Source organism: Arthrobacter sp. H20 (genome assembly GCF_000520515.1).
In the GTDB taxonomy this organism is placed as follows: domain Bacteria; phylum Actinomycetota; class Actinomycetes; order Actinomycetales; family Micrococcaceae; genus Arthrobacter_D.
Genome location: NZ_KI914712.1, coordinates 68,496 through 87,802 on the forward strand (window position 1 = coordinate 68,496; position 19,307 = coordinate 87,802).

Annotated in this window: 17 protein-coding genes and 1 pseudogene; 4 read left to right on the forward strand and 14 right to left on the reverse strand. The window is 62.9% G+C overall.

Translation table 11 applies throughout. The annotated features are described in order from the left end of the window. The 14 genes and pseudogenes from Y703_RS22585 to Y703_RS0102830 form a co-directional block, all read right to left on the reverse strand. Positions 1-277 (reverse strand): annotated as a pseudogene (locus Y703_RS22585) (hypothetical protein); the annotation flags it as partial. Positions 278-359: 82 nt separating this feature from the next. Continuing rightward, a complete protein-coding gene (gene eno, locus Y703_RS0102770) occupies positions 360-1,640 on the reverse strand; it encodes a phosphopyruvate hydratase (protein WP_026551498.1) in 1,281 nt (426 codons plus the stop codon). 58 nt (positions 1,641-1,698) lie between these two features. Then, complete coding sequence (locus tag Y703_RS0102775) at positions 1,699-2,484, reverse strand: MazG nucleotide pyrophosphohydrolase domain-containing protein (protein WP_026551499.1); 786 nt, start codon at positions 2,482-2,484, stop codon at positions 1,699-1,701. Then, on the reverse strand, positions 2,477-3,613 hold the full coding sequence (locus tag Y703_RS0102780) for an adenosine deaminase (RefSeq protein WP_026551500.1): 1,137 nt from the start codon (positions 3,611-3,613) through the stop codon (positions 2,477-2,479). The genes Y703_RS0102775 and Y703_RS0102780 overlap by 8 nt, the downstream gene beginning before the upstream one ends. A gap of 52 nt (positions 3,614-3,665) precedes the next feature. Continuing rightward, positions 3,666-4,304, reverse strand: a complete 639-nt coding sequence (locus Y703_RS17510) for a DedA family protein (RefSeq protein ID WP_051427246.1) — start codon at positions 4,302-4,304, stop codon at positions 3,666-3,668. A gap of 322 nt (positions 4,305-4,626) precedes the next feature. Then, complete coding sequence (locus Y703_RS0102790; protein ID WP_026551501.1) at positions 4,627-5,919, reverse strand: thymidine phosphorylase; 1,293 nt, start codon at positions 5,917-5,919, stop codon at positions 4,627-4,629. Between the two features lie 65 nt (positions 5,920-5,984). Then, a complete protein-coding gene (locus Y703_RS0102795) occupies positions 5,985-6,395 on the reverse strand; it encodes a cytidine deaminase (RefSeq protein ID WP_026551502.1) in 411 nt (136 codons plus the stop codon). Positions 6,396-6,397: 2 nt separating this feature from the next. Then, on the reverse strand, positions 6,398-7,684 hold the full coding sequence (locus tag Y703_RS0102800) for an ABC transporter permease (RefSeq protein ID WP_026551503.1): 1,287 nt from the start codon (positions 7,682-7,684) through the stop codon (positions 6,398-6,400). Then, positions 7,681-8,925, reverse strand: coding sequence for an ABC transporter permease (locus Y703_RS0102805; RefSeq protein ID WP_026551504.1), 1,245 nt, complete (start codon positions 8,923-8,925; stop codon positions 7,681-7,683). The genes Y703_RS0102800 and Y703_RS0102805 overlap by 4 nt, the downstream gene beginning before the upstream one ends. Next, positions 8,925-10,457, reverse strand: coding sequence for an ABC transporter ATP-binding protein (locus Y703_RS0102810; protein WP_026551505.1), 1,533 nt, complete (start codon positions 10,455-10,457; stop codon positions 8,925-8,927). The genes Y703_RS0102805 and Y703_RS0102810 overlap by 1 nt, the downstream gene beginning before the upstream one ends. Positions 10,458-10,622: 165 nt before the next feature. After that, the gene (locus tag Y703_RS0102815) at positions 10,623-11,753 is read right to left on the reverse strand and encodes a BMP family lipoprotein (protein ID WP_026551506.1); all 1,131 of its coding nucleotides are present in this window, start codon (positions 11,751-11,753) and stop codon (positions 10,623-10,625) included. Positions 11,754-11,945: 192 nt separating this feature from the next. Continuing rightward, entirely contained in the window at positions 11,946-13,010 is a 1,065-nt protein-coding gene (locus Y703_RS0102820; RefSeq protein WP_026551507.1) for an LLM class flavin-dependent oxidoreductase, read from the reverse strand. 86 nt (positions 13,011-13,096) lie between these two features. Beyond that, complete coding sequence (locus Y703_RS0102825) at positions 13,097-14,311, reverse strand: amidohydrolase (protein WP_026551508.1); 1,215 nt, start codon at positions 14,309-14,311, stop codon at positions 13,097-13,099. Positions 14,312-14,394: 83 nt separating this feature from the next. After that, positions 14,395-15,534, reverse strand: coding sequence for a mannose-1-phosphate guanylyltransferase (locus Y703_RS0102830; protein ID WP_026551509.1), 1,140 nt, complete (start codon positions 15,532-15,534; stop codon positions 14,395-14,397). A 252-nt stretch (positions 15,535-15,786) separates the two neighbouring features. Here Y703_RS0102830 and sdhC point away from each other — a divergent pair, with 252 nt between their 5' ends. From sdhC to Y703_RS0102850, 4 genes are all read left to right on the forward strand, one after another. Next, a complete protein-coding gene (sdhC, locus tag Y703_RS0102835; RefSeq protein ID WP_081743356.1) occupies positions 15,787-16,164 on the forward strand; it encodes a succinate dehydrogenase, cytochrome b556 subunit in 378 nt (125 codons plus the stop codon). A gap of 3 nt (positions 16,165-16,167) precedes the next feature. Beyond that, complete coding sequence (locus Y703_RS0102840; protein WP_026551511.1) at positions 16,168-16,635, forward strand: succinate dehydrogenase hydrophobic membrane anchor subunit; 468 nt, start codon at positions 16,168-16,170, stop codon at positions 16,633-16,635. A 61-nt stretch (positions 16,636-16,696) separates the two neighbouring features. Further along, on the forward strand, positions 16,697-18,475 hold the full coding sequence (gene sdhA / locus Y703_RS0102845; RefSeq protein ID WP_026551512.1) for a succinate dehydrogenase flavoprotein subunit: 1,779 nt from the start codon (positions 16,697-16,699) through the stop codon (positions 18,473-18,475). Beyond that, a complete protein-coding gene (locus Y703_RS0102850; RefSeq protein WP_026551513.1) occupies positions 18,475-19,263 on the forward strand; it encodes a succinate dehydrogenase iron-sulfur subunit in 789 nt (262 codons plus the stop codon). The genes sdhA and Y703_RS0102850 overlap by 1 nt, the downstream gene beginning before the upstream one ends. The last annotated feature ends 44 nt before the right edge of the window (positions 19,264-19,307 follow it).

Below are 19,307 nucleotides of genomic sequence, written 5' to 3' on the forward strand. Positions count from 1 at the left end.
GAGCCCGCCGGATGGCCCCGGCGAGCTGCAGCCGCTCTTTCGCCCGCTCCTCCGAGGGGGTTAGCACCACCTTGGCTGGGGGCGCTGCGGGGCTGGCCGGCTTCCCGGCATTCCCCGCAGCACGCGCAGCAGGTTTCCCTGCACCCGAGGCGGCCGCTTTCGGCGTTCGCCTCACCGGCTGCTTGGCAGGGGCGGCACCGTGACGGTCAACGGGGGCAGGTGTCGACGGCGCCTGAGGACCTGCGCTGCGCGGCACCTTGGGGCGGCGGGTAGACATCAAAACTCCTCAAAATCCTCTGTACCGGGACAGGTGGCCTGTGGTCCGTCCCTCTAACGAGGGTAGCCGCCGCCGCCGCTAACTACGCTGTGAAACGCGGGAAGGCGCCCCGGCCTGCATAGCGGGCGGCGTCGTCGAGCTCTTCTTCGATCCGCAGGAGCTGGTTGTATTTTGCCACCCGCTCGGATCGTGCCGGGGCTCCGGTTTTGATCTGCCCAGCGTTGGTGGCGACGCAGATGTCGGCGATGGTGGTGTCTTCGGTTTCGCCCGAACGGTGTGAGGTGATCGTGGTGTAGCCAGACCGCTGCGCCAGGGAGATCGCGTCGAGGGTCTCGGTGAGCGTGCCGATCTGGTTGACCTTCACCAGCAGCGAGTTGGCCGTGTTGGCTTCGATGCCGCGGGCAAGACGCACCGGGTTGGTGACGAAGAGATCGTCACCAACGAGCTGGACCTTGGAGCCGAGCTGCTCAGTCAGTGCTTTCCAGCCGTCCCAGTCCTCTTCATCCAGGGGATCCTCGATGGACACCAGTGGGTAGTCGCGGACCAGTTCGCCGTAGTAGGTGTTCATGTCAGCTGAGGACAGGGACTTCCCCTCGAAGTGGTAGGCGCCATCGGTGTAGAATTCCGAGGCGGCCACGTCCAGCGCCAGCGCGATGTCCTTGCCTGGCGTGTAACCTGCGCGCTCGATGGCAGTGGTGATCAGGTCAAGTGCGTCCCGGTTGGATGGCAGGTTCGGCGCGAATCCGCCCTCGTCGCCGAGCCCCGTGGCCAGACCCTTTTCCTTGAGTACCGACTTCAGCTCGTGGTAGACCTCAACGCCCCAGCGCAGGCCTTCGGAGAAGGACTCGGCGCCCAGGGGAACGATCATGAACTCCTGGATGTCGACGTCGGAGTCGGCGTGGGAGCCACCGTTGAGGATATTCATCAGGGGTACGGGCAGCACGTGCGCGTTGGGGCCACCGAGGTACCGGTAGAGCGGCAGAGCAGAAGACTCGGCGGCTGCCCGCGCGATGGCCAGGGAGACGCCGAGCATGGAGTTGGCGCCGAGGCTCGACTTATTCTCGGTTCCGTCGAGGTCAATCATTGCCTGGTCGATCGCCCGCTGATCGGCGGCGTCGAAGCCGAGGAGCGCTGGTTGGATCTGCTCGATCACTGCCTCAACTGCCTGCAGGACGCCCTTGCCAAGGTAGCGGGTCTTCTCCCCGTCGCGGCGTTCGTTGGCTTCGAACGCACCGGTGGAGGCGCCTGAGGGAACCGCTGCGCGGCCGAACGTGTCGTCGTCGAGCAGTACCTCAACCTCAACTGTGGGGTTGCCGCGGGAATCAAGGATTTCACGTGCGTGGATTGCATCGATAATGGCCATGGAAATGCTCCTTCGGTTCTAGGGGAGATAAACGCTGTGTGTCAGGTAGGGGGCTACCCTAATCCGGTTGTGGGCTTCGTGGCGGGCTCAGTCCCAGCCTAGTGGAAACGTCGGTGGTAGTGCCGATCATGTCCTCGGGCAGGCCAGCCAGTGACCGCTCCTGGAGTCGTAGCACTGCGGACCGCAACGCGAGTTCCGGGTCGAGTCCAGCGATGGTGGACCGTTGCACAACTGATAGCAGCAGGTCCCCCAGCTCGGCTTCGGTCTGCGGTGCTGGGAGGTGTTCCCCAGGGGCGGGCAGAACTCCAGGCTGGGGCAGTGACGAGCCGGTCCGGCGGAGGGTCTTCGCTGCAAGCGCCAGGGCCGGCAGCTGCCTGGGAATTCCGTGGAACGGGTCGGCCCGCCGGGATTCCTCGGCACGCTTCACCTGCTGCCAGGTTGCCACGATCTCCTCGACTGTTGCGGTGTTGGAGGTGTGCAGTGCGCCGTCAGGAGTGAAGACGTGCGGGTTGCGTCGGATCATTTTCCGGGTCAGCCCGTCGACGACGTCGGTGAGGTTGAAGTGTCCGCGCTCCTGCTGCAGCTGGGCGTGCAGCACCACTTGCAGCAGGACGTCACCCAGCTCTCCGCGCACTTCGGCTGCACCACCGGCGGAATCGCAGGTGCTGTCGTCGAGTGCATCGACCAGCTCGTAGCACTCCTCCACCAGGTATTCGACGAGCGAGGCATGGGTGAGCTCAGCCATCCACGGGCAGTGTTCCCGCAGCTGGGCCACCACCTCAACCAGCCGGTCCAGCGGGTGCTGGTCTGCTGGTGAGGCGGGGCCCGGTTCTGGCTCAGGCATCAGCGCGAAAAAAGCCTTCGGTGATGTAGTCGGCCAGAGCCTCCCGGTCTTCGAGCGGGAGGAAGGCTGCACCGACGGCATTGAGAGTCAATTCCAGCAGATCATCCAGGTCGTAATCGAACGTCTCGGCGAGGAGCTCAAACTCGTCGGTCAGGGTGACACCGCTCATGAGCCGGTTGTCGGTGTTGACCGTGACCTTGAATCCCAGCTGGAACAGCAGATCGATGGGGTGGCTGGCAATGTCACCGCCAAACGCCGCAATCGCTCCGGTCTGGAGGTTCGAGGACGGGCAGATTTCTAGCACAATACCTCGGTCGCGGACCCACGAAGCTACCTGACCGAGGGTGACGACGCCGAGTTCTGGCTCATCACTGTCGGCGTCGTATTCAATTTCGATGTCTTCGGCGATCCGGACTCCATGGCCGAGCCGCAGGGCGTGCCCGTGGACCAAAGCATCGACGATACTGTCCAGGCCAGCGGCCTCGCCGGCATGGACTGTGGCGGGGAACTGGTGTTCGGCCAGGTAGGTGAACGCGTCCTTGAACCGCGATGGAAGGAACCCGTCTTCGGCACCAGCAATGTCAAAGCCCACTGCGCCCTTGTCGCGGTGCCTGACAGCAAGTTCAGCGATCTCCTGACCACGGTCCGCGTGCCGCATCGCAGTGATCAACTGGCCCACCTGGATGGCCCGGCCGCCGGCAACTATGGCGTCGACACCCTCATCGAGGCCCTGCTGGACTGCCTCGACTGCCTCGTCAAGGCTGAGGCCCTTGGCTGTGTGCTGTTCCGGGGCCCAGCGGACCTCGCCGTAAACGACGCCGTCGTCGGCCAGGTCCTCGACGAACTCGCGGGCCACCCGGATCAGACCCTCACGGGTCTGCATGACAGCGATGGTGTGATCGAAGGTTTCGAGGTAGCGCACCAGTGAACCAGAGTTGGCCGATTCCCTGAACCACTCGCCCAGTGCCACGGCGTCGGTGGACGGCAACTGGTGTCCAACCGCTTCGGCGAGCTCGATGATCGTTGACGGACGTAACCCTCCGTCCAGGTGGTCGTGCAGGGACACCTTGGGAAGGCTCCGCAGATCGAAGGAAAGGTCGGTCGCTGGGGAGGTTATTGACTCAGTCACTTCACTTACCTTACGCGAGGTGCGGTGGCTGTCCTATCGATGCTCTGCACAATCACTGGCTGGCTGAATGGACTTTGGCCGGCTCCGGGCGCATGGGGGTTGAGCCGCGGACCGCCGCAATAATGCGGTCGACAATGATCCCCAGAATCACGGCGATGCCGATGGCCACGAGCACTCCAAGCAGATGATTGTGTTCAAACCAGGATCCAGCGACGACGCCGATTCCCACTGAGTACGTTGACCACACCACGGCTGAAAGAGCTGTGAGCCCAACGAAATTTCGGCGCGAGTACCCGGTGGCACCGGCGGTGAGGTTGACCGCCACGCGCCCAATCGGTATGAACCGGGCCACGAGAATCAGTGACGCTGGCCGCTTTGCCAGCTCATATCCGGCCCAGGCGAAGGACCGTTGCATGCGGGCAGAGCGCATCCACCGGAAGCGCCGGGTGCCAATGGCCTTGCCCATCGCGTAGGCAATGTTATCGCCGATGAAAGCGCCAAGCCCCGCCGAAATGATGAGGAACCAGGGGTTGGGGACGCCCTGCGTGATGACCAGTGATGCTAGGCCAACCACTATTGACTCGCTGGGAAACGGTGGAAAGAAGCCATCAACCGTGCAGCAGATGAATACCAGAAGGTAAACCCACGGTTGTTCGGCGGTGCTCAGGATGAAGGTGCTGGCCGCGTTCATCACCGTAACGACCATGTCCATGTGTGACCCACCCCTTCTTCCCGTGCGCTGGCTCTTCGACTGTTATCACGATGCCATCCATCAAGGGTCGCCACCATGGGTGAATCCCCTGACGCAACCCCCGTCTGCGCAGGGCGGCGGGACCGGTTTTGTCAGTGCCAGGTTGGTCAGTCGCTGTGATAGCTCAACGTTATGGGGCCGGGCGGGCGCCCCGCGTCGACCATACGGCTGATCTTCGCGCCGTTCGCGTCCCCCCATAGGGGGACATCAGGGGTGCATCAGGGCTGGACCGAAAGGTCACGGTCGGGACGGCGGCCAACTATCAGGCCTCCGCGATCCGATCCAGGATGAGCTGGAATGCGGGTCGGGATCCCTCAGGGGCGATCACTGCTGCACCCTGGAGTGATTCGCGTGCGCGGTCGAACTTCTCCGGAGTGTCGGTGAGCAGGGTCATCAATGGTTCACCGGCTCGCACCAGTGCGCCGGGCTTGGCATGCATCCTGATTCCTGCTCCGGCCTGCACTGCGTCTTCCTTGCGCGCGCGTCCGGCCCCGAGGCGCCACGCGGCGACCCCGACCGATAGGGCATCGAGTTCCACCAACACCCCATCAGCGGGGGCATAAATGGTCTCGGATTCCTTGGCCACGGGAAGTTTGGCGCGGGGATCGCCGCCCTGCGCTTCGATCATCGACTCCCACACGTCCATGGCCCGCCCGTCCTTCAGCGCTGCGGCCGGGTCTGCATCCTTCACGCCAGCGCAGGCGAGCATTTCCTCGGCCAGCCTGACTGTCAGTTCGACGACGTCCTGCGGGCCGCCGCCGGCGAGCACCTCAACCGATTCCTGCACCTCGATGGCGTTACCTGCTGTGAGACCCAAGGGGGTCGCCATGTTGGTGAGCAGGGCAACTGTGTTGACTCCGGCGTCCTGACCCAGGGCCACCATGGTGCGTGCCAGCTCCTGTGCCTGGTCGAGGTTCTTCATGAACGCTCCGCTGCCCACCTTGACGTCAAGCACCAGCGACCCGGTGCCCTCGGCGATCTTCTTGCTCATGATGGAGGAGGCGATCAGGGGGATCGCTTCGACCGTGCCCGTCACATCGCGCAGCGCGTATAGCTTCTTGTCGGCGGGGGCGAGGCCGGCACCCGCAGCACAGATCACTGCTCCGACGTCGGCCAGCTGACGCATCATCTCGTCATTGCTCAGACCGGCGCGCCAGCCAGGGATTGACTCCAGCTTGTCCAGCGTGCCGCCGGTGTGGCCCAGCCCCCGCCCGGAGAGCTGCGGAACAGCCACTCCGAACACTGCCACAAGAGGTGCCAGCGGGAGGGTGATCTTGTCGCCCACTCCCCCGGTCGAGTGCTTGTCGCTGGTGGCCTTGCCGAGCGCCGAGAAGTCCATCCGCTCGCCCGAGGCGATCATCGCCGTCGTCCATCGGCTGATTTCGGCGCGGTCCATGCCGTTGAGCAGGATAGCCATGTTCAGGGCTGCCATCTGCTCGTCGGCGATGGCGCCGCGGGTGTACGCGTCGATGGTCCAGTCGATCTGCTCCGGGCTGAGGGTTCCCCTGTCCCTCTTGATCCGGATGATGTCGACGGCGTCGAACTGCTCAGACATGGGTACTAGTGTCCTTTACTTCGGTAGCTAAGTGGTCAGCGACCCGCATGGCCGCCTTGCAGGTTTCAGGAAAGGTGCTCGGGCCCAAATGCGTCGGGCAGCACTTCGTCGATCGTTTTGATTCCGCTCACGGTCAACAGCCGCATGCCGGGAGCACGGAACTCATAGAGCAGCTGACGGCAGCGCCCGCACGGCATCAGGGTATTACCGTCCCCGTCCACACAGCTAAAGGCGACCAGCTTCCCGCCGCCGGTCATCTGCAGCTGGCTGACCAGTGAGCACTCGGCGCACAGTGTCAGGCCATAGGAAGCGTTCTCCACGTTGCAGCCGGAGACAACCCGCCCGTCATCGGTCAACGCTGCGGCGCCGACCGGGAACTTCGAATACGGCACATAGGCGCGGCACATCGCCTCGGTGGCAGCTGCGGTGAGCTGCTCCCAGGGGATCTGGTCTGTCTCAGCGGATGTCGACGTCACGGCTACTCCTTGATGTACGGGGTGCCGCTGGCAGCTGGTGGGCGCGAGCGGCCCACCAGACCAGCGACGGCCAGGATTGTCACAATGTACGGGAGCATGGCCATGAACTGGCTCGGTACTGACGTACCGACGATGGAGAGCACGTACTGCAGGTTGGTGAAGAACCCAAACAGCAGTGCAGCGAAGAACGCTCCAATCGGGTTCCAGCGTCCAAAGATTAGTGCGGCCAGGGCAATATACCCAGCGCCAGCGGTCATATCCCGGGAGAAGGAGCTGACCGAGACGAGTGTGAAAAAGGCACCGCCGAAACCGGCAACCGCCCCGCCGAGCAGAACGTTCCAGAACCGGGTCGAGTTGACCTTGATTCCCATCGTGTCAGCTGCCTGCGGGTGTTCGCCGACGGCCCTGACCCGCAGGCCCCACTTGGTGCGGAAGAGCCCGATGTAGATGACAATCACTGCCACATACATCAGGTAGCCGACAATGCTCTGCCTGAACAGGATTCCTCCAATAATCGGCAGGTCCGAGAAGAACGGGACGCTGATGACCGGCAGGCTCGGCGGAGAGTTGAAAGTGGCCGGATCACGGCTCAGGAGTGTCGAAGCGAGGAACCCGGTCAGACCGGAGACCAGCACGTTGAGCACCACCCCGACGATGATCTGGTTGACGTAGTACTTGATGCTGAATACTGCAAGCACCACCGAGACCAGTGTGCCGGCGAAGGCCGCTGCAATAAGGCCCACATAGGCATTGCCGGAAATCGAGGCGGCTACCGCTGCGGCAAAGGCACCGGACAGCAGTTGGCCCTCGATGGCAATATTCACGACCCCGACCCGTTCACACAGCACGCCGGAGAGGGAGCCGAAGATCAGTGGAATAGCAAGGGTCACTGATCCGGCGATCAAACCGGTCAGGGAGATGCTGGGAATGTTGGCGCTGCCCACCACCCAGGTAAGAAAGCCGATCATGAACAGCAGGCCGTAGATGATCGGGATCCACCTGTTGATCGGTCGGCCGTTCCTGACTTGCTCAAAGGCATACACGGCGATCAGAGTGAGCACCACCGCGGTAAACCAGCCCACCGCCACGGCTGGCAAGGCGACATCTGCCAGCCGGAACCGGTCGGAGTCGTTGGAAACGCGGAACACTGCTGTCTGGGCTGGACCGCCCAGCGCGAAGACGAGCAGGGCGACCACCGCACCGATGCCGAACCCGATGGGTGCCTTCCAGTTCTTCACTGTTGCATTGGTCGATGGCCTCTTGGGCCGAGTGTCTGTTGCGACGCTCACGCCACTCCTCCAACTGCCGTAGTGGTGGTGGTGTCCTCGGAGGACTGATCGGGCTTGGTGGGCTTCTTCTTTTTCTTCCGGTCAATCCGGAAGATGGCCTTCACCAGCGGCGGAGCAGCGATGAAGAGCACGATGAGTGACTGCACCACCAGCACAATGTCAATGGGGGTTCCGGTCTGGGTCTGCATCTGCACCCCACCGGCACGGAAAGCACCGAACAAGAGGCCGGCGAAGAACACCCCCCAGGGATGCGAGCGTCCCAGCAGCGCGACGGTGATGGCGTCGAAACCGAAGCTGGCAGCAATGCCTCCCGTGAGGACCTTCTCGGTGCCGGCAACCTGTGCCACGCCGGCGAGTCCAGCGAGACCGCCAGCGATCATCATGACGACAACGTATCCCTTGGTGACGCTGATGCCTGCTGTGCGGGCTGCATGCGGGTTGGCTCCCACCGCACGGAGTTCGAAACCGGCAGTTGATCGGTTCAGCAACCACCACACGCCATAGGTCGCTGCGATAGCCACCAGGAACCCCAGGTGCAGGCGGTAGCCGGAGCCCAGCAGCAGCGGGAACAGGGCCGAATCGTCCAGCCGAGGGCTAATGGGGTTCGACGATCCGGGGTTCTGGAAGGCCGGCGTGAACAGGAGATAGGCAACCAGGTACACGGCAACATAGTTGAGCATGATTGTCACGATCACCTCGTGGGCACCGGTGCGGGCCTTGAGGATACCCGGGATGAAGCCCCAGAGGGCGCCGCCGAAAAATCCGGCCAGCACCGCGATGAGCAGGTGGATGCCAGGTGGCAGGTCGAGCGTGAACCCTACCCACGCCGCGAACGTTGCGCCGAGGATGATCTGTCCCTGCGCGCCGATGTTGAACAGGCCGGTGCGGAACGCGATTGCAACGCCGAGGCCCGCCAGGATCAGCGGGGTCGCTACGGTGAGCGTCTCGGTGAGGGGGCGGAACGCCTGCGCCAGCGTGTCAGCGCCCGGATTGAAGATGGCGCCCTGAAACAGCGCGATGTAGGCACCGCTGGCCGCTTCCCAGGCTGCCGACAGCAGGTCGCCGGGGCGGCTGAAGAAGTACGACGACGCCTCGGCCACCCGTTCGTCGGTCACCGCGATCAACAGCCCACCGAGAACTATCGATAGCACTACCGCCAGCAAAGCCACCAGTGAGCTTCCGCCCATGATCCGGTGCAGGACGCTGCGGGAGGCTTCGTCCTGCTGCAGCTGTGAACTCATTATTTCTCCTCCACTGACTGGCCCAGGGCCTCGTCCGCAGTCATTCCGGCCATCATCAATCCAAGGACGTCTCGCGGGGTGTTCCCTGGAACCACGCCCATCAGTTTGCCGCGGTGCAGGACGGCGATCCGGTCGGCCAGTTCACTGATCTCGTCCAGCTCGGTCGAGACGATCATGACCGGGGTGCCGCTGTCGCGCTCCTGGACGATCCGTTTGTGCAGGAACTCGATGGAGCCGACGTCCACGCCGCGGGTGGGCTGCGAGGCGATGAACAGGTTCAATGGCCTGGAGAGCTCGCGTGCCAGCACCACTTTTTGCTGATTGCCGCCCGAGAGGGTTCCGACAGCCGATTCCGCCGACTGCGTGCGCACGTCGTACTCGTCGATCTTTGCTTTGGCGTTGGCCATGACCACAGCGGGTTTCATGGCCAGGCCTTTGGCGAAGGGGGCTTCGTTGTACCAGTTGAGGACCAGATTCTCGGCGACCGAGAAGGTGCCAACCAGTCCGTCCACGGTCCGGTCCTCGGGGACAAAGCCGACACCCTGCCGAATCACCTGCCTGGCCCTCATCCCGATCAGCTCGGTCCCTTTCAGGGTGGCCGAGCCGCTGACGTGCGGCTGCAACCCCAGGATGGCTTCAGTCAGTTCTGTCTGGCCATTGCCCTGGACGCCTGCGACGGCGAGGATTTCTCCCTGGGCGATGTCGAAGCTGACGTCGTCGAGAAGCCGCTGCCCGGTGGCGGATAGCACTGTCAGGTTCCGGACCTGGAAGGTGCGCTCGCCCGGCTGGGCGGGCGCCTTGTTCAGGCTCAGGCTCACCTGCCGGCCGACCATCATGTTCGCCAGGTCGGTGGTGCTGGTGGAAGGGTCGACGCTGCCCACCACCGCGCCGCGGCGGATCACCGTGATTACATCGGAGACCGCGCGGACCTCCCGCAGCTTGTGCGAAATGAACACGATCGCGGTGCCGGCCGCCTTGAGTTGGCCAATGATCTCGATGAGCTCGTCGGTTTCCTGGGGGGTCAGGACGGCCGTGGGTTCGTCAAGGATCAGCACGCTAGCGTTGCGCACCAGGGCTTTGATAATCTCCACCCGCTGCTGCACTCCCACGGGGAGATCCTCGATCAGGGCGTCGGGGTCGACGTCGAACCCGTACCGATCGGAAATGTCACGGATCTTGGCGCGGGTCTTCTCGAGGTCGAGGAGGCCACCCGCACGGGTGAACTCGTCTCCCAACGCTACATTTTCGGCGACGGTGAAGACGGGGATCAGCATGAAGTGCTGGTGCACCATGCCAATCCCGGCAGCCATGGCGTCGCCCGGGCCCTTGAAGGTTACCGCTTTACCGTCGAGCAGGATGCTGCCCTCGGTGGGTTCGTACAGTCCGTACAGGACGTTCATCAGCGTGGACTTGCCCGCGCCGTTCTCGCCGAGCAGGCAGTGCACTTCGCCGGGCTTGACGACGAGGTCGATGGAATCGTTGGCCACCAGGGTGCCAAACTTCTTTGTTATTCCCTGCAGTTCGAGCAGCAACGGACTCCAACCACCTGTTCTGGATCAGGACCACCACTGCGGCGACGGCCGGTGAGTGATCGATAAGATTTTTTTGCTGGACACCAGCCTAAACGCATAACGCGCCGCCAGCTCCGGGTGCGGATTTACCCTCACACGGAGCGGCGACGCGTTATGTCAAAGCTGTTACTGCTGTGGGCTGGCGTCAGATTCCACAGTAATGTCGCCGGAGATGATGCCGGCCTGGATTTCTTCCAGTTCAGCCTTCAGCTCGTCGGAAACTGACTCCTCTTGGTCGTGGAATGGCGCGAGGGCTACTCCACCGTTTTCCAGGGTGCCAACGTAGGGCTCGCTGTCGAAGTTGCCGTCGACATCGGTGCTGATGACCTCTTCGACTGCTTCACCCATCAGCTTCATGACCGAGGTCAGGATGAACTCGTTGCCAGCGTTGACGGTAAGGAACCCGTCGGAGTCAACCCAGATGACCTTCGCGTTGGCGCCGTCGGCGTTGGCTTCCTCGACTGCTTCGATAGTGCCTACGCCTACTGGGCCGGCAACCGGCATGATGATGTCGGCGCCCTCGTTGATGAAGTTCTCGGTGTTGGTTTTGCCGTTGGCGAGGGATTCGAAGTCGCCGGTGAAGGTACCGGTCTGGGCTTCCTTGTCCCAGCCGAGCAGCTCGACGTCGGCGTCTTTCTGCTCGTTGTAGTAGGCAACGCCATCAGCGAAACCGTCCATGAAGATGGTCACGGTGGGAATCTGGATCCCGCCGTAGGTGGCAACGGTGCCGGTTTCGGTGGTGCCCGCTGCAGCGTAGCCGGCCAGGAATGCCGCCTGAGCCGTGTCATAGATGATGGGCTTGACGTTCGGCAGTTCAATCTGGTTGTCATCGACAATTGCGAAGTTGGTGTCCGGGTTGGCTTCGGCGGCTTCGGCAGTGGTTGCTGAAAGCAGGAAGCCCACCGTGACGATCATGTCGCAACTGCTGGTGACCATCGAGTTGACGTTAGGACCGAAGTCGGTCTCGGCCTGGGATTCGGCTTCGCGAACCTCGATGCCGAGGTTCTCCTGGGCCGCGGTGATTCCCTCGTAGCTGGACTGGTTGAACGACTGGTCGTCAAACCCGCCCTGGTCCGAGACGATACAGCCGGTGTAATCGACCGTCGCTTCAGCTGCTTCCCCGCTTGCATCCGATGAGCCTGCTGGCTCCTCTGGCGCGGCGCCACAACCGGCGAGCAGCAGAGCGGAGGCACCGAGCATCGCGGCTGACAGGGCCGTCTTGTTGTTGAGGCGCGTGGAGCGCTGTGAGTTATTCAAAATTCCTCCAGAAAGAAATGAGCCCCACGGCTGAAGATCCCAGTGAGTGACCGCCACCGACGCACGCTAGCGTGCGCGAGGCTCTGTTTTCACTGATTTGTCGTAGGCGCTGGGCCGCGCCGGGGACCGGCACGATATGAAGACACTCTAGCGGCGTCGCACCCGACCAGCTACCAATTCAGGCGACGAAGATCACATTGTTCGGGATTTGTTACCAACCGGTATTCCGTTGGAAACCTCGTCTGCCCACGCCGCGCTTATTGCCTCAAGCGACGAGACCCGGGAGGCGACGTCGTAAGTGGTTCCGGTGATCATCAATTCGCTCACCCCGGTCTGCTGGACCAGCGCATCAAGTCGCTCGACTACTTGCGCTGCAGTACCCACCGCCTTGATGGCAGGCAGGTGATCCAGCACCATGAGTTCCTGGTCGGTGAGATGGCGGGATGCTGCCTCCTCCGGAGAGACGATTGGGCCCAACTGACCCGAGCGCAGAGCGAGCGCCATGATCCGCGCCGGCCCGGCCAGGTAGTTGGCCTCATCCTCGGTAGCGGCGGTGAGGGCCGAGGTGGCGAGCATAGCGTGCGGCTCGTCCAATACCGGCGAAGGCTGGAAGTTGGACCGGTACAGGTTCATGATCGCTGCTGGGTCCTCGTTGCCGAAGTGGTGTGCGTAGGTGTATCGGACGCCGAGCATCCCGGCCAGCTGCGCTGAGTATCCGCTGGAACCGAGCAGCCACACCTCAGGAAAACTGGTGGCCGACGGCGTCGCGACAAGGTTCAGGGCCGTGTCGGGCGAACGGTGATCGCCCAGCAGGCTCATCACCTGCAGGACATGCTGGGGGAACTCTTCAACGCCGAGTCCCCCAGCTTGCCGACGGAGGGCCATGGCTGTCGCCTGATCGGTGCCGGGAGCCCGGCCGATGCCCAGATCAATCCGGTTCGGATAGAGCGCCTCGAGCAGAGCGAACTGTTCGGCGACGACGAACGGTGCGTGGTTGGGGAGCATCACTCCGCCTGATCCGAGCCGGATGCGCTCCGTCTGCGAGGCAAGATGCGCCATCAAGACGGGCGGTGAGGTGGACGCAACAGCGGGCATGTTGTGGTGTTCTGCGACCCAGAACCGCCTGAATCCTAGCCGATCAGCCGCCTGCGCGAGGGTTGTGCTGTCCGCCAGGGCATCGCCCGAGGACTTTCCAACACCGACTGTGGCGAGGTCGAGGACTGACAGGGGCGGACGGGTATCTACTGATGTGCTCACACTGGGGTAACCGGCGGGGTGCTGGCTCTATTCCAATTGACTCGACCCAAGGTGTCGGGTGGCCCGGCGGGTGATCGCCTCGGTGGCTAGTACCTGACTCCGCGAATGGCCCGGAGGGCGGCGTTAGCCATAACCCTGATACCACAGCCGATCGCGTGCTCGTCAGGGTTGTAGTCGCCCCTGTGCAGGTCATAGGTTTCCCCGCCGTGGGTTCGCGTACCCAGCCGCATCATGGCGCCCGGCACCTCCTGTGTCATCCAGGCGAAATCCTCCCCGCCCATCGACTGGGGGGTCAGGACGACGGCGTCCGGGCCCAGCTCGGCGCGAGCCGCCGCTTCGAGTAGCCCGGTTTCTGCTTCCGTGTTGATCACCGGCGGGACCCCGCGGGTGTGTTCGAGGTGAACGTCAACGCCGAATGGTGCGGCAATCTGACGGACGGTGCTGTCCAGCAGGTCACCGGCGGATTCCCACGCCTCCCCATCGAGGCACCGCATGGTGCCCGACATGAAGCCGTGGCCAGGGATCGCGTTGGGTGCGCTGCCAGCGTGGATCTGCCCCCAGACCACCGACACGGCACTCCTGACGTCGATGCGGCGGGACAGCACCGCTGGCACATTCACGGCGATATTGGCCAGCGCGAACACCAGGTCCTCGGTCAGGTGCGGACGGGAGGTGTGCCCGCCACGCCCTGTGAGCTCCACTCGGACCGTGTCCGAGGCGGAGGTGATGGCGCCAATGCGGGTGCCGATGAGGCCCACATCGATGTGCGGATCGCAGTGCAGGGCGACGATGCGGGGGACGTCGGCGAGGACACCCTGCTCTATGACTTCCAGGGCGCCGCCCGGCATCATTTCTTCGGCGGGCTGGAAAATCACCCGGATGCGTCCGCCAAGCGGCTCGTCCTCTTGCATTTTGGCCAGGATCAGTGCCACACCGAGCATCACCGTCGCGTGGATGTCGTGCCCACAGGCGTGGGCAATCCCAGTCGAGGCAGAGGCGAACGGCAGGCCGGTCTCCTCGAGGACCGGGAGCGCATCGATGTCGGCGCGCAGCCCCAACCGGATGGGCCCTTCCCCAATATCGACGTAGAGTCCCGTGTATTCAAGCCGCTGCGGCGCCAGTCCAGCGACTTGAAGGCGCTCAACGAGCCGATCCGTGGTGCGGTATTCCTTGTGCGAGAGCTCGGGGTGGGTATGCAGATCCCTCCTGAACCGGGTCAGTTCCTCAAGCAGCGGGGCAAGCCACACGCCGATCGGAGGAACGGCTGACGGAACTGTTGGCGCACTGCGATTGGTCTGCACCCCTCCAGCCTAGCCACAGCCGGTCCTCACTATGGAACCGTGTGGTCACGTTAAGCGCGAGGCCGGCGAACCCGGCCGGAGGTCTAGAGGACGTCGATCTCTCCACTGGCCCGCAGGTGCTCAACTGCCTTCTTGACTTCCTGTGCGTGCTCCTTGGTGGTGACCAGAAGGGCGTCGGGCGTGTCGACGATGACCACGTCGTCAATCCCGATCAACGCGATCACCCGTTTGGTGTCGGAGACGACGATCCCTGAGGCATTGTCGGAAAATACGCGGGCCCCCTCCCCCATGACTGTCAGCTTGCTGTTCTCGATGGCCGGGTTCAGGCGACCGATGGCAGCAAAGTCCCCGACGTCGTCCCAGCTGAAGTTCCCGGGGATCATCGCTACGTCCCCCGCCGCGGCCGCAGGCTCAGCCACCGCGTAGTCAATGGCGATCTTGGGAAGGGTCGGCCAGACCCGCTGGGCAACCTCGACGCGATCAGGGGTATCCCACGCCTTGGCGATTTCGGTCAGCCCCGCGTAAAGCTCTGGTTCGTTTGCCTCAAGGTGTCGGAGCATCAAGGCCACCGGGGCAACGAACATACCGGCGTTCCAGCTGTAGTTGCCGGTTTCGAGGTAGCCACGGGCCACCTCCTCCGACGGCTTTTCGACGAATTCGATGACCGAGTGAGCGCTGGGCGCCCCCGAGATGTCCAGGGGGTCCCCGGCACGGATGTAACCGAAACCGGTAGCGGGCAGGGTGGGCTGGATCCCGATGGTAACGATGTACCCCTGCGCCGCGGTGTGGATCGCCTCGCGGACAGCGTCCTGGAATACCTCGACTGGCGTGATGACCTGGTCAGCGGCAAAAGACCCCATGATGATCGAGGGATCCCGCTGGTACAGGATGGCTGCTGCCAGACCGATTGCTGCGGCCGAGTCTTTGGGCTCGGACTCCAGCACCAGGTTGGAGTCCTGGATTTCGGGGATTTGCTGGAGGACTGCCCGCCGGTGCACCTTCCCGGTGACCACCATAATACGGTCGCCGCTCAGGGGGCCCAGGCGATCGTAGGTAGCGCGAATAAGAGTGCTGCCGGACCTGGTCAGGTCATGCAGAAACTTCGGGGCGGCAGCCCGGGAGAGCGGCCACAGGCGCGTCCCTACCCCACCGGCGGGTATCACACCGTAGAAGCGCTTCAGGGCCTCATCTGAATTCTGGGCACCAGCCCTTTGAGTAGTCATCGTTTCCACGGTAGTGCACTGCGCGAAATTCAGCTGGTGCCCCCGCCGTCGGCGCCACACTCAAGCAGCCCGGCAGGCGCGAGCGCCGCGTCACACTGCTCCCTGTTAACAACGTCACAGCGTAGGGAAGCCTAAATTGAACCCACGGGTGACGCAGCCTACATTATAATCAAGCGAAGAGTGCTTTCGCATCGGCGTCTTACCTGCGTGGAAGACACGCAAACGCCGGGCGTTGCAGGGGAGGTTAATTCAGTGCCGAAGACACCAGCAGGCACCCTTTATCGCGGCCGTGAAGGCATGTGGTCCTGGGTAGCTCATCGTATTACCGGAGTAGTGATTTTCTTCTTCCTCCTGGTCCATGTGCTTGACACCTCGTTGGTGCGCGTGTCCCCCGAGGCTTATGACGCAGTGATCGCTGCCTACAAAAACCCCATCATGGGCCTGGGCGAGCTCGGGTTGGTGGGGGCCATCGTATTTCACGCGTTCAACGGGCTGCGCGTCATCCTGATCGACTTCTGGAAAAAAGGCCCCAAGTACCAGCGTCAGCTGCTGTGGAGCGTTATCGGACTGTGGTTTGTCACCATGGTCGCGTTCTCCATCCGCCATCTCTCGGTTGTCTTCGGAGGATAAGCCATGGCTAACCCAGTAATTGAAAGTCCCCGCTCGGGGCGAGTTGCGCCGGAGTACACGCGCAGAGGATCCAGCAAAGGTAACTTCGAAATGTTGGCCTGGCTGTTTATGCGGGTGTCCGGCATCATCCTGGTGGTGCTGATCTTCGTTCACCTCTGGACATCCCTCATTGACGGCGAAGGCATCAAGGGCGTCGACTTCGGCTTTGTGGCAGGCAAATGGGCGGACCCGGTCTGGCAGATCTGGGATCTCGTCATGCTGTGGCTGGCAATGCTGCACGGTACCAATGGCGTCCGCACCATCATCAACGACTATGCGGAGAAGGACTCGACCCGGTTCTGGCTCAAGAGCGTGCTCTACGCCTCCACAGTAGTCATCATTGTGCTTGGCACGCTGGTGATCTTCACCTTCGATCCATGCCCAGTGATCGACGGTGTGGCGCACGTAGCTCCATACTGCCCGGCACTGTAGGGCTCGCGACGCTTCCGGCCGCCGGCGCGGCCGTCCGGTTACAACAGAAAGAGCAACACGTATGCAGGTCCACAAGTACGACGTCGTTATCGTGGGTGCCGGCGGAGCTGGCATGCGCGCCGCCATCGAATCAGGTCAACGCGCAAAGACGGCAGTACTGACCAAGCTGTACCCCACCCGCTCCCACACCGGGGCGGCTCAGGGTGGCATGTGCGCGGCCCTCGCCAACGTCGAAGAAGACAACTGGGAATGGCACACCTTCGACACGGTCAAGGGCGGTGACTACCTGGTAGACCAGGACGCAGCTGAAGTGATGGCCAAGGAGGCCATTGACGCGGTGCTCGACCTCGAGAAGATGGGCCTTCCCTTCAACCGGACGCCCGAGGGCCGGATCGACCAGCGCCGCTTCGGCGGCCACACCCGTGACCACGGCAAAGCACCGGTCCGCCGCTCCTGCTATGCGGCCGACCGTACCGGGCACATGATCCTGCAGACTCTCTACCAAAACTGCGTCAAGCACAACGTCGAGTTTTACAACGAGTACTACGTGCTGGACCTCCTCACCGTTGAGGAAGAGATCACTGTCGACGGCGTCACCAAGCTGCAGACGCGGGTTGCCGGCGTCGTCACCTATGATCTGGCTACCGGCGAGCTGCACGTGTTCCAGGCCAAGTCGATCATCTTCGCCTCCGGCGGAGTCGGCAAGGTCTACAAGACCACTTCCAACGCCCACACCCTGACCGGTGACGGCATGGGCATCGCGTTCCGTCGAGGCATCCCCCTTGAAGACATGGAGTTCTTCCAGTTCCACCCGACAGGTCTGGCTGGTCTGGGTATCCTGCTCTCCGAGGCCGCCCGCGGCGAAGGCGCCATTCTGCGTAACTCAGAGGGCGAGCGGTTCATGGAACGGTACGCCCCGACAATCAAGGACCTGGCGCCCCGCGACATAGTTGCCCGTTCAATGGCCAACGAGGTACGCGAGGGACGCGGCTGCGGTCCCAACAAGGATTATGTCCTGCTGGACCTCACCCACCTGGAACCAGCCCACATTGACGCCAAACTCCCCGATATCACCGAGTTTGCCCGCACCTACCTGGGTGTTGAGCCGTACACCGAGCCGGTGCCGGTCTTCCCCACCGCTCACTATGCAATGGGTGGTATCCCCACCAATATCAAGGCCGAGGTCCTGCAGGACAACGACACAGTGGTTCCGGGCCTGTACGCCGCGGGCGAAGTAGCCTGCGTCTCGGTGCACGGGTCGAACCGGCTGGGCACCAACTCACTGCTCGACATCAACGTGTTCGGCAAGCGAGCCGGGATTTATGCTGCGGAGTACGCTCTGACGGCCGATTTCGTCGACATCCCCGACAACCCGCTGACCGAAACGGAGGCGCTGCTCGACACGATGCGCAGCTCCGAAGGTGGAGAGCGGGTGGCGCAGATCCGCAAGGAACTGCAGGACATTATGGACGCGAATGTCCAGGTGTTCCGCACCGAGGAAACCCTGCTGGAAGCACTCAGTGTGATCGATGGCCTGGAGGAGCGGTACAAGCACGTCACCGTCCAGGACAAGGGAAAGCGTTTCAACCTCGACCTTCTGGAAGCTGTTGAACTCGGCTTCCTGCTCGACATGGCTAAGGTGATGACCGCGGCTGCCCTGCACCGGAAGGAATCCCGTGGAGGCCACTTCCGCGAGGACTTCCCCGAGCGGGATGACGAGAACTATATGACCCATTCGATGGCGTACAAGGACCCAACGGCCACCGAGACATCCGGGGTGCGTCTAAAGACCAAGCCGGTTGTGTTTACCCGTTACCAGCCAATGGAGCGTAAGTACTAATGAGCACTGAAACAGTCGAAAGAGAACCAGCCTCCAAGATCGAGCTTGCCCCGGGGATTGGCGGCGGCGGAGAGATCCCAACGTTCGACATCACGCTAAAGGTCCGCCGGTACAACCCAGAAGTGTCCGATGATGCTTACTGGGACGAGTGGAAACTGACCATGTACGGCACTGACCGTGTGCTGGACGCCCTGCACAAGGTCAAGTGGGAACACGACGGCACAGTGACGTTCAGGCGCTCCTGCGCCCACGGCGTCTGCGGCTCCGATGCCATGCGGATCAATGGCCGCAACCGGTTGGCCTGCAAGACCCTGTTGAAGGACCTCGACACGTCGAAGCCCATCCTGGTGGAACCGATTAAGGGCCTGCCGGTGGAGAAGGACCTCATTGTGGACATGGAGCCGTTCTTCCAGTCCTTCCGCGAGGTCATGCCGTTCCTGGTCAACCGCGGCCACGAACCGACCAAGGAGCGCCTGCAGTCCTCGGAGGAGCGGGAACGCTTCGATGACACCACCAAGTGCATCCTCTGCGCAGCCTGCACCTCATCCTGCCCAGTGTTCTGGACCGATGGCCAGTACTTCGGTCCGGCAGCGATCGTCAACGCTCACCGCTTCATCTTCGATTCCCGCGACGACGCCGGCGACATGCGCCTCGAAATCCTCAACGACAAGGAAGGTGTGTGGCGCTGCCGTACCACCTTCAACTGCACCGAAGCCTGCCCCCGCGGCATTCAGGTCACCAAGGCCATCTCTGAGGTTAAACAGGCTATTCTGAGCCGTAAGATCTAGTTCAGATTATTCAGCGCCGGTCAGCGGCGGAGGATGAAGGAGTT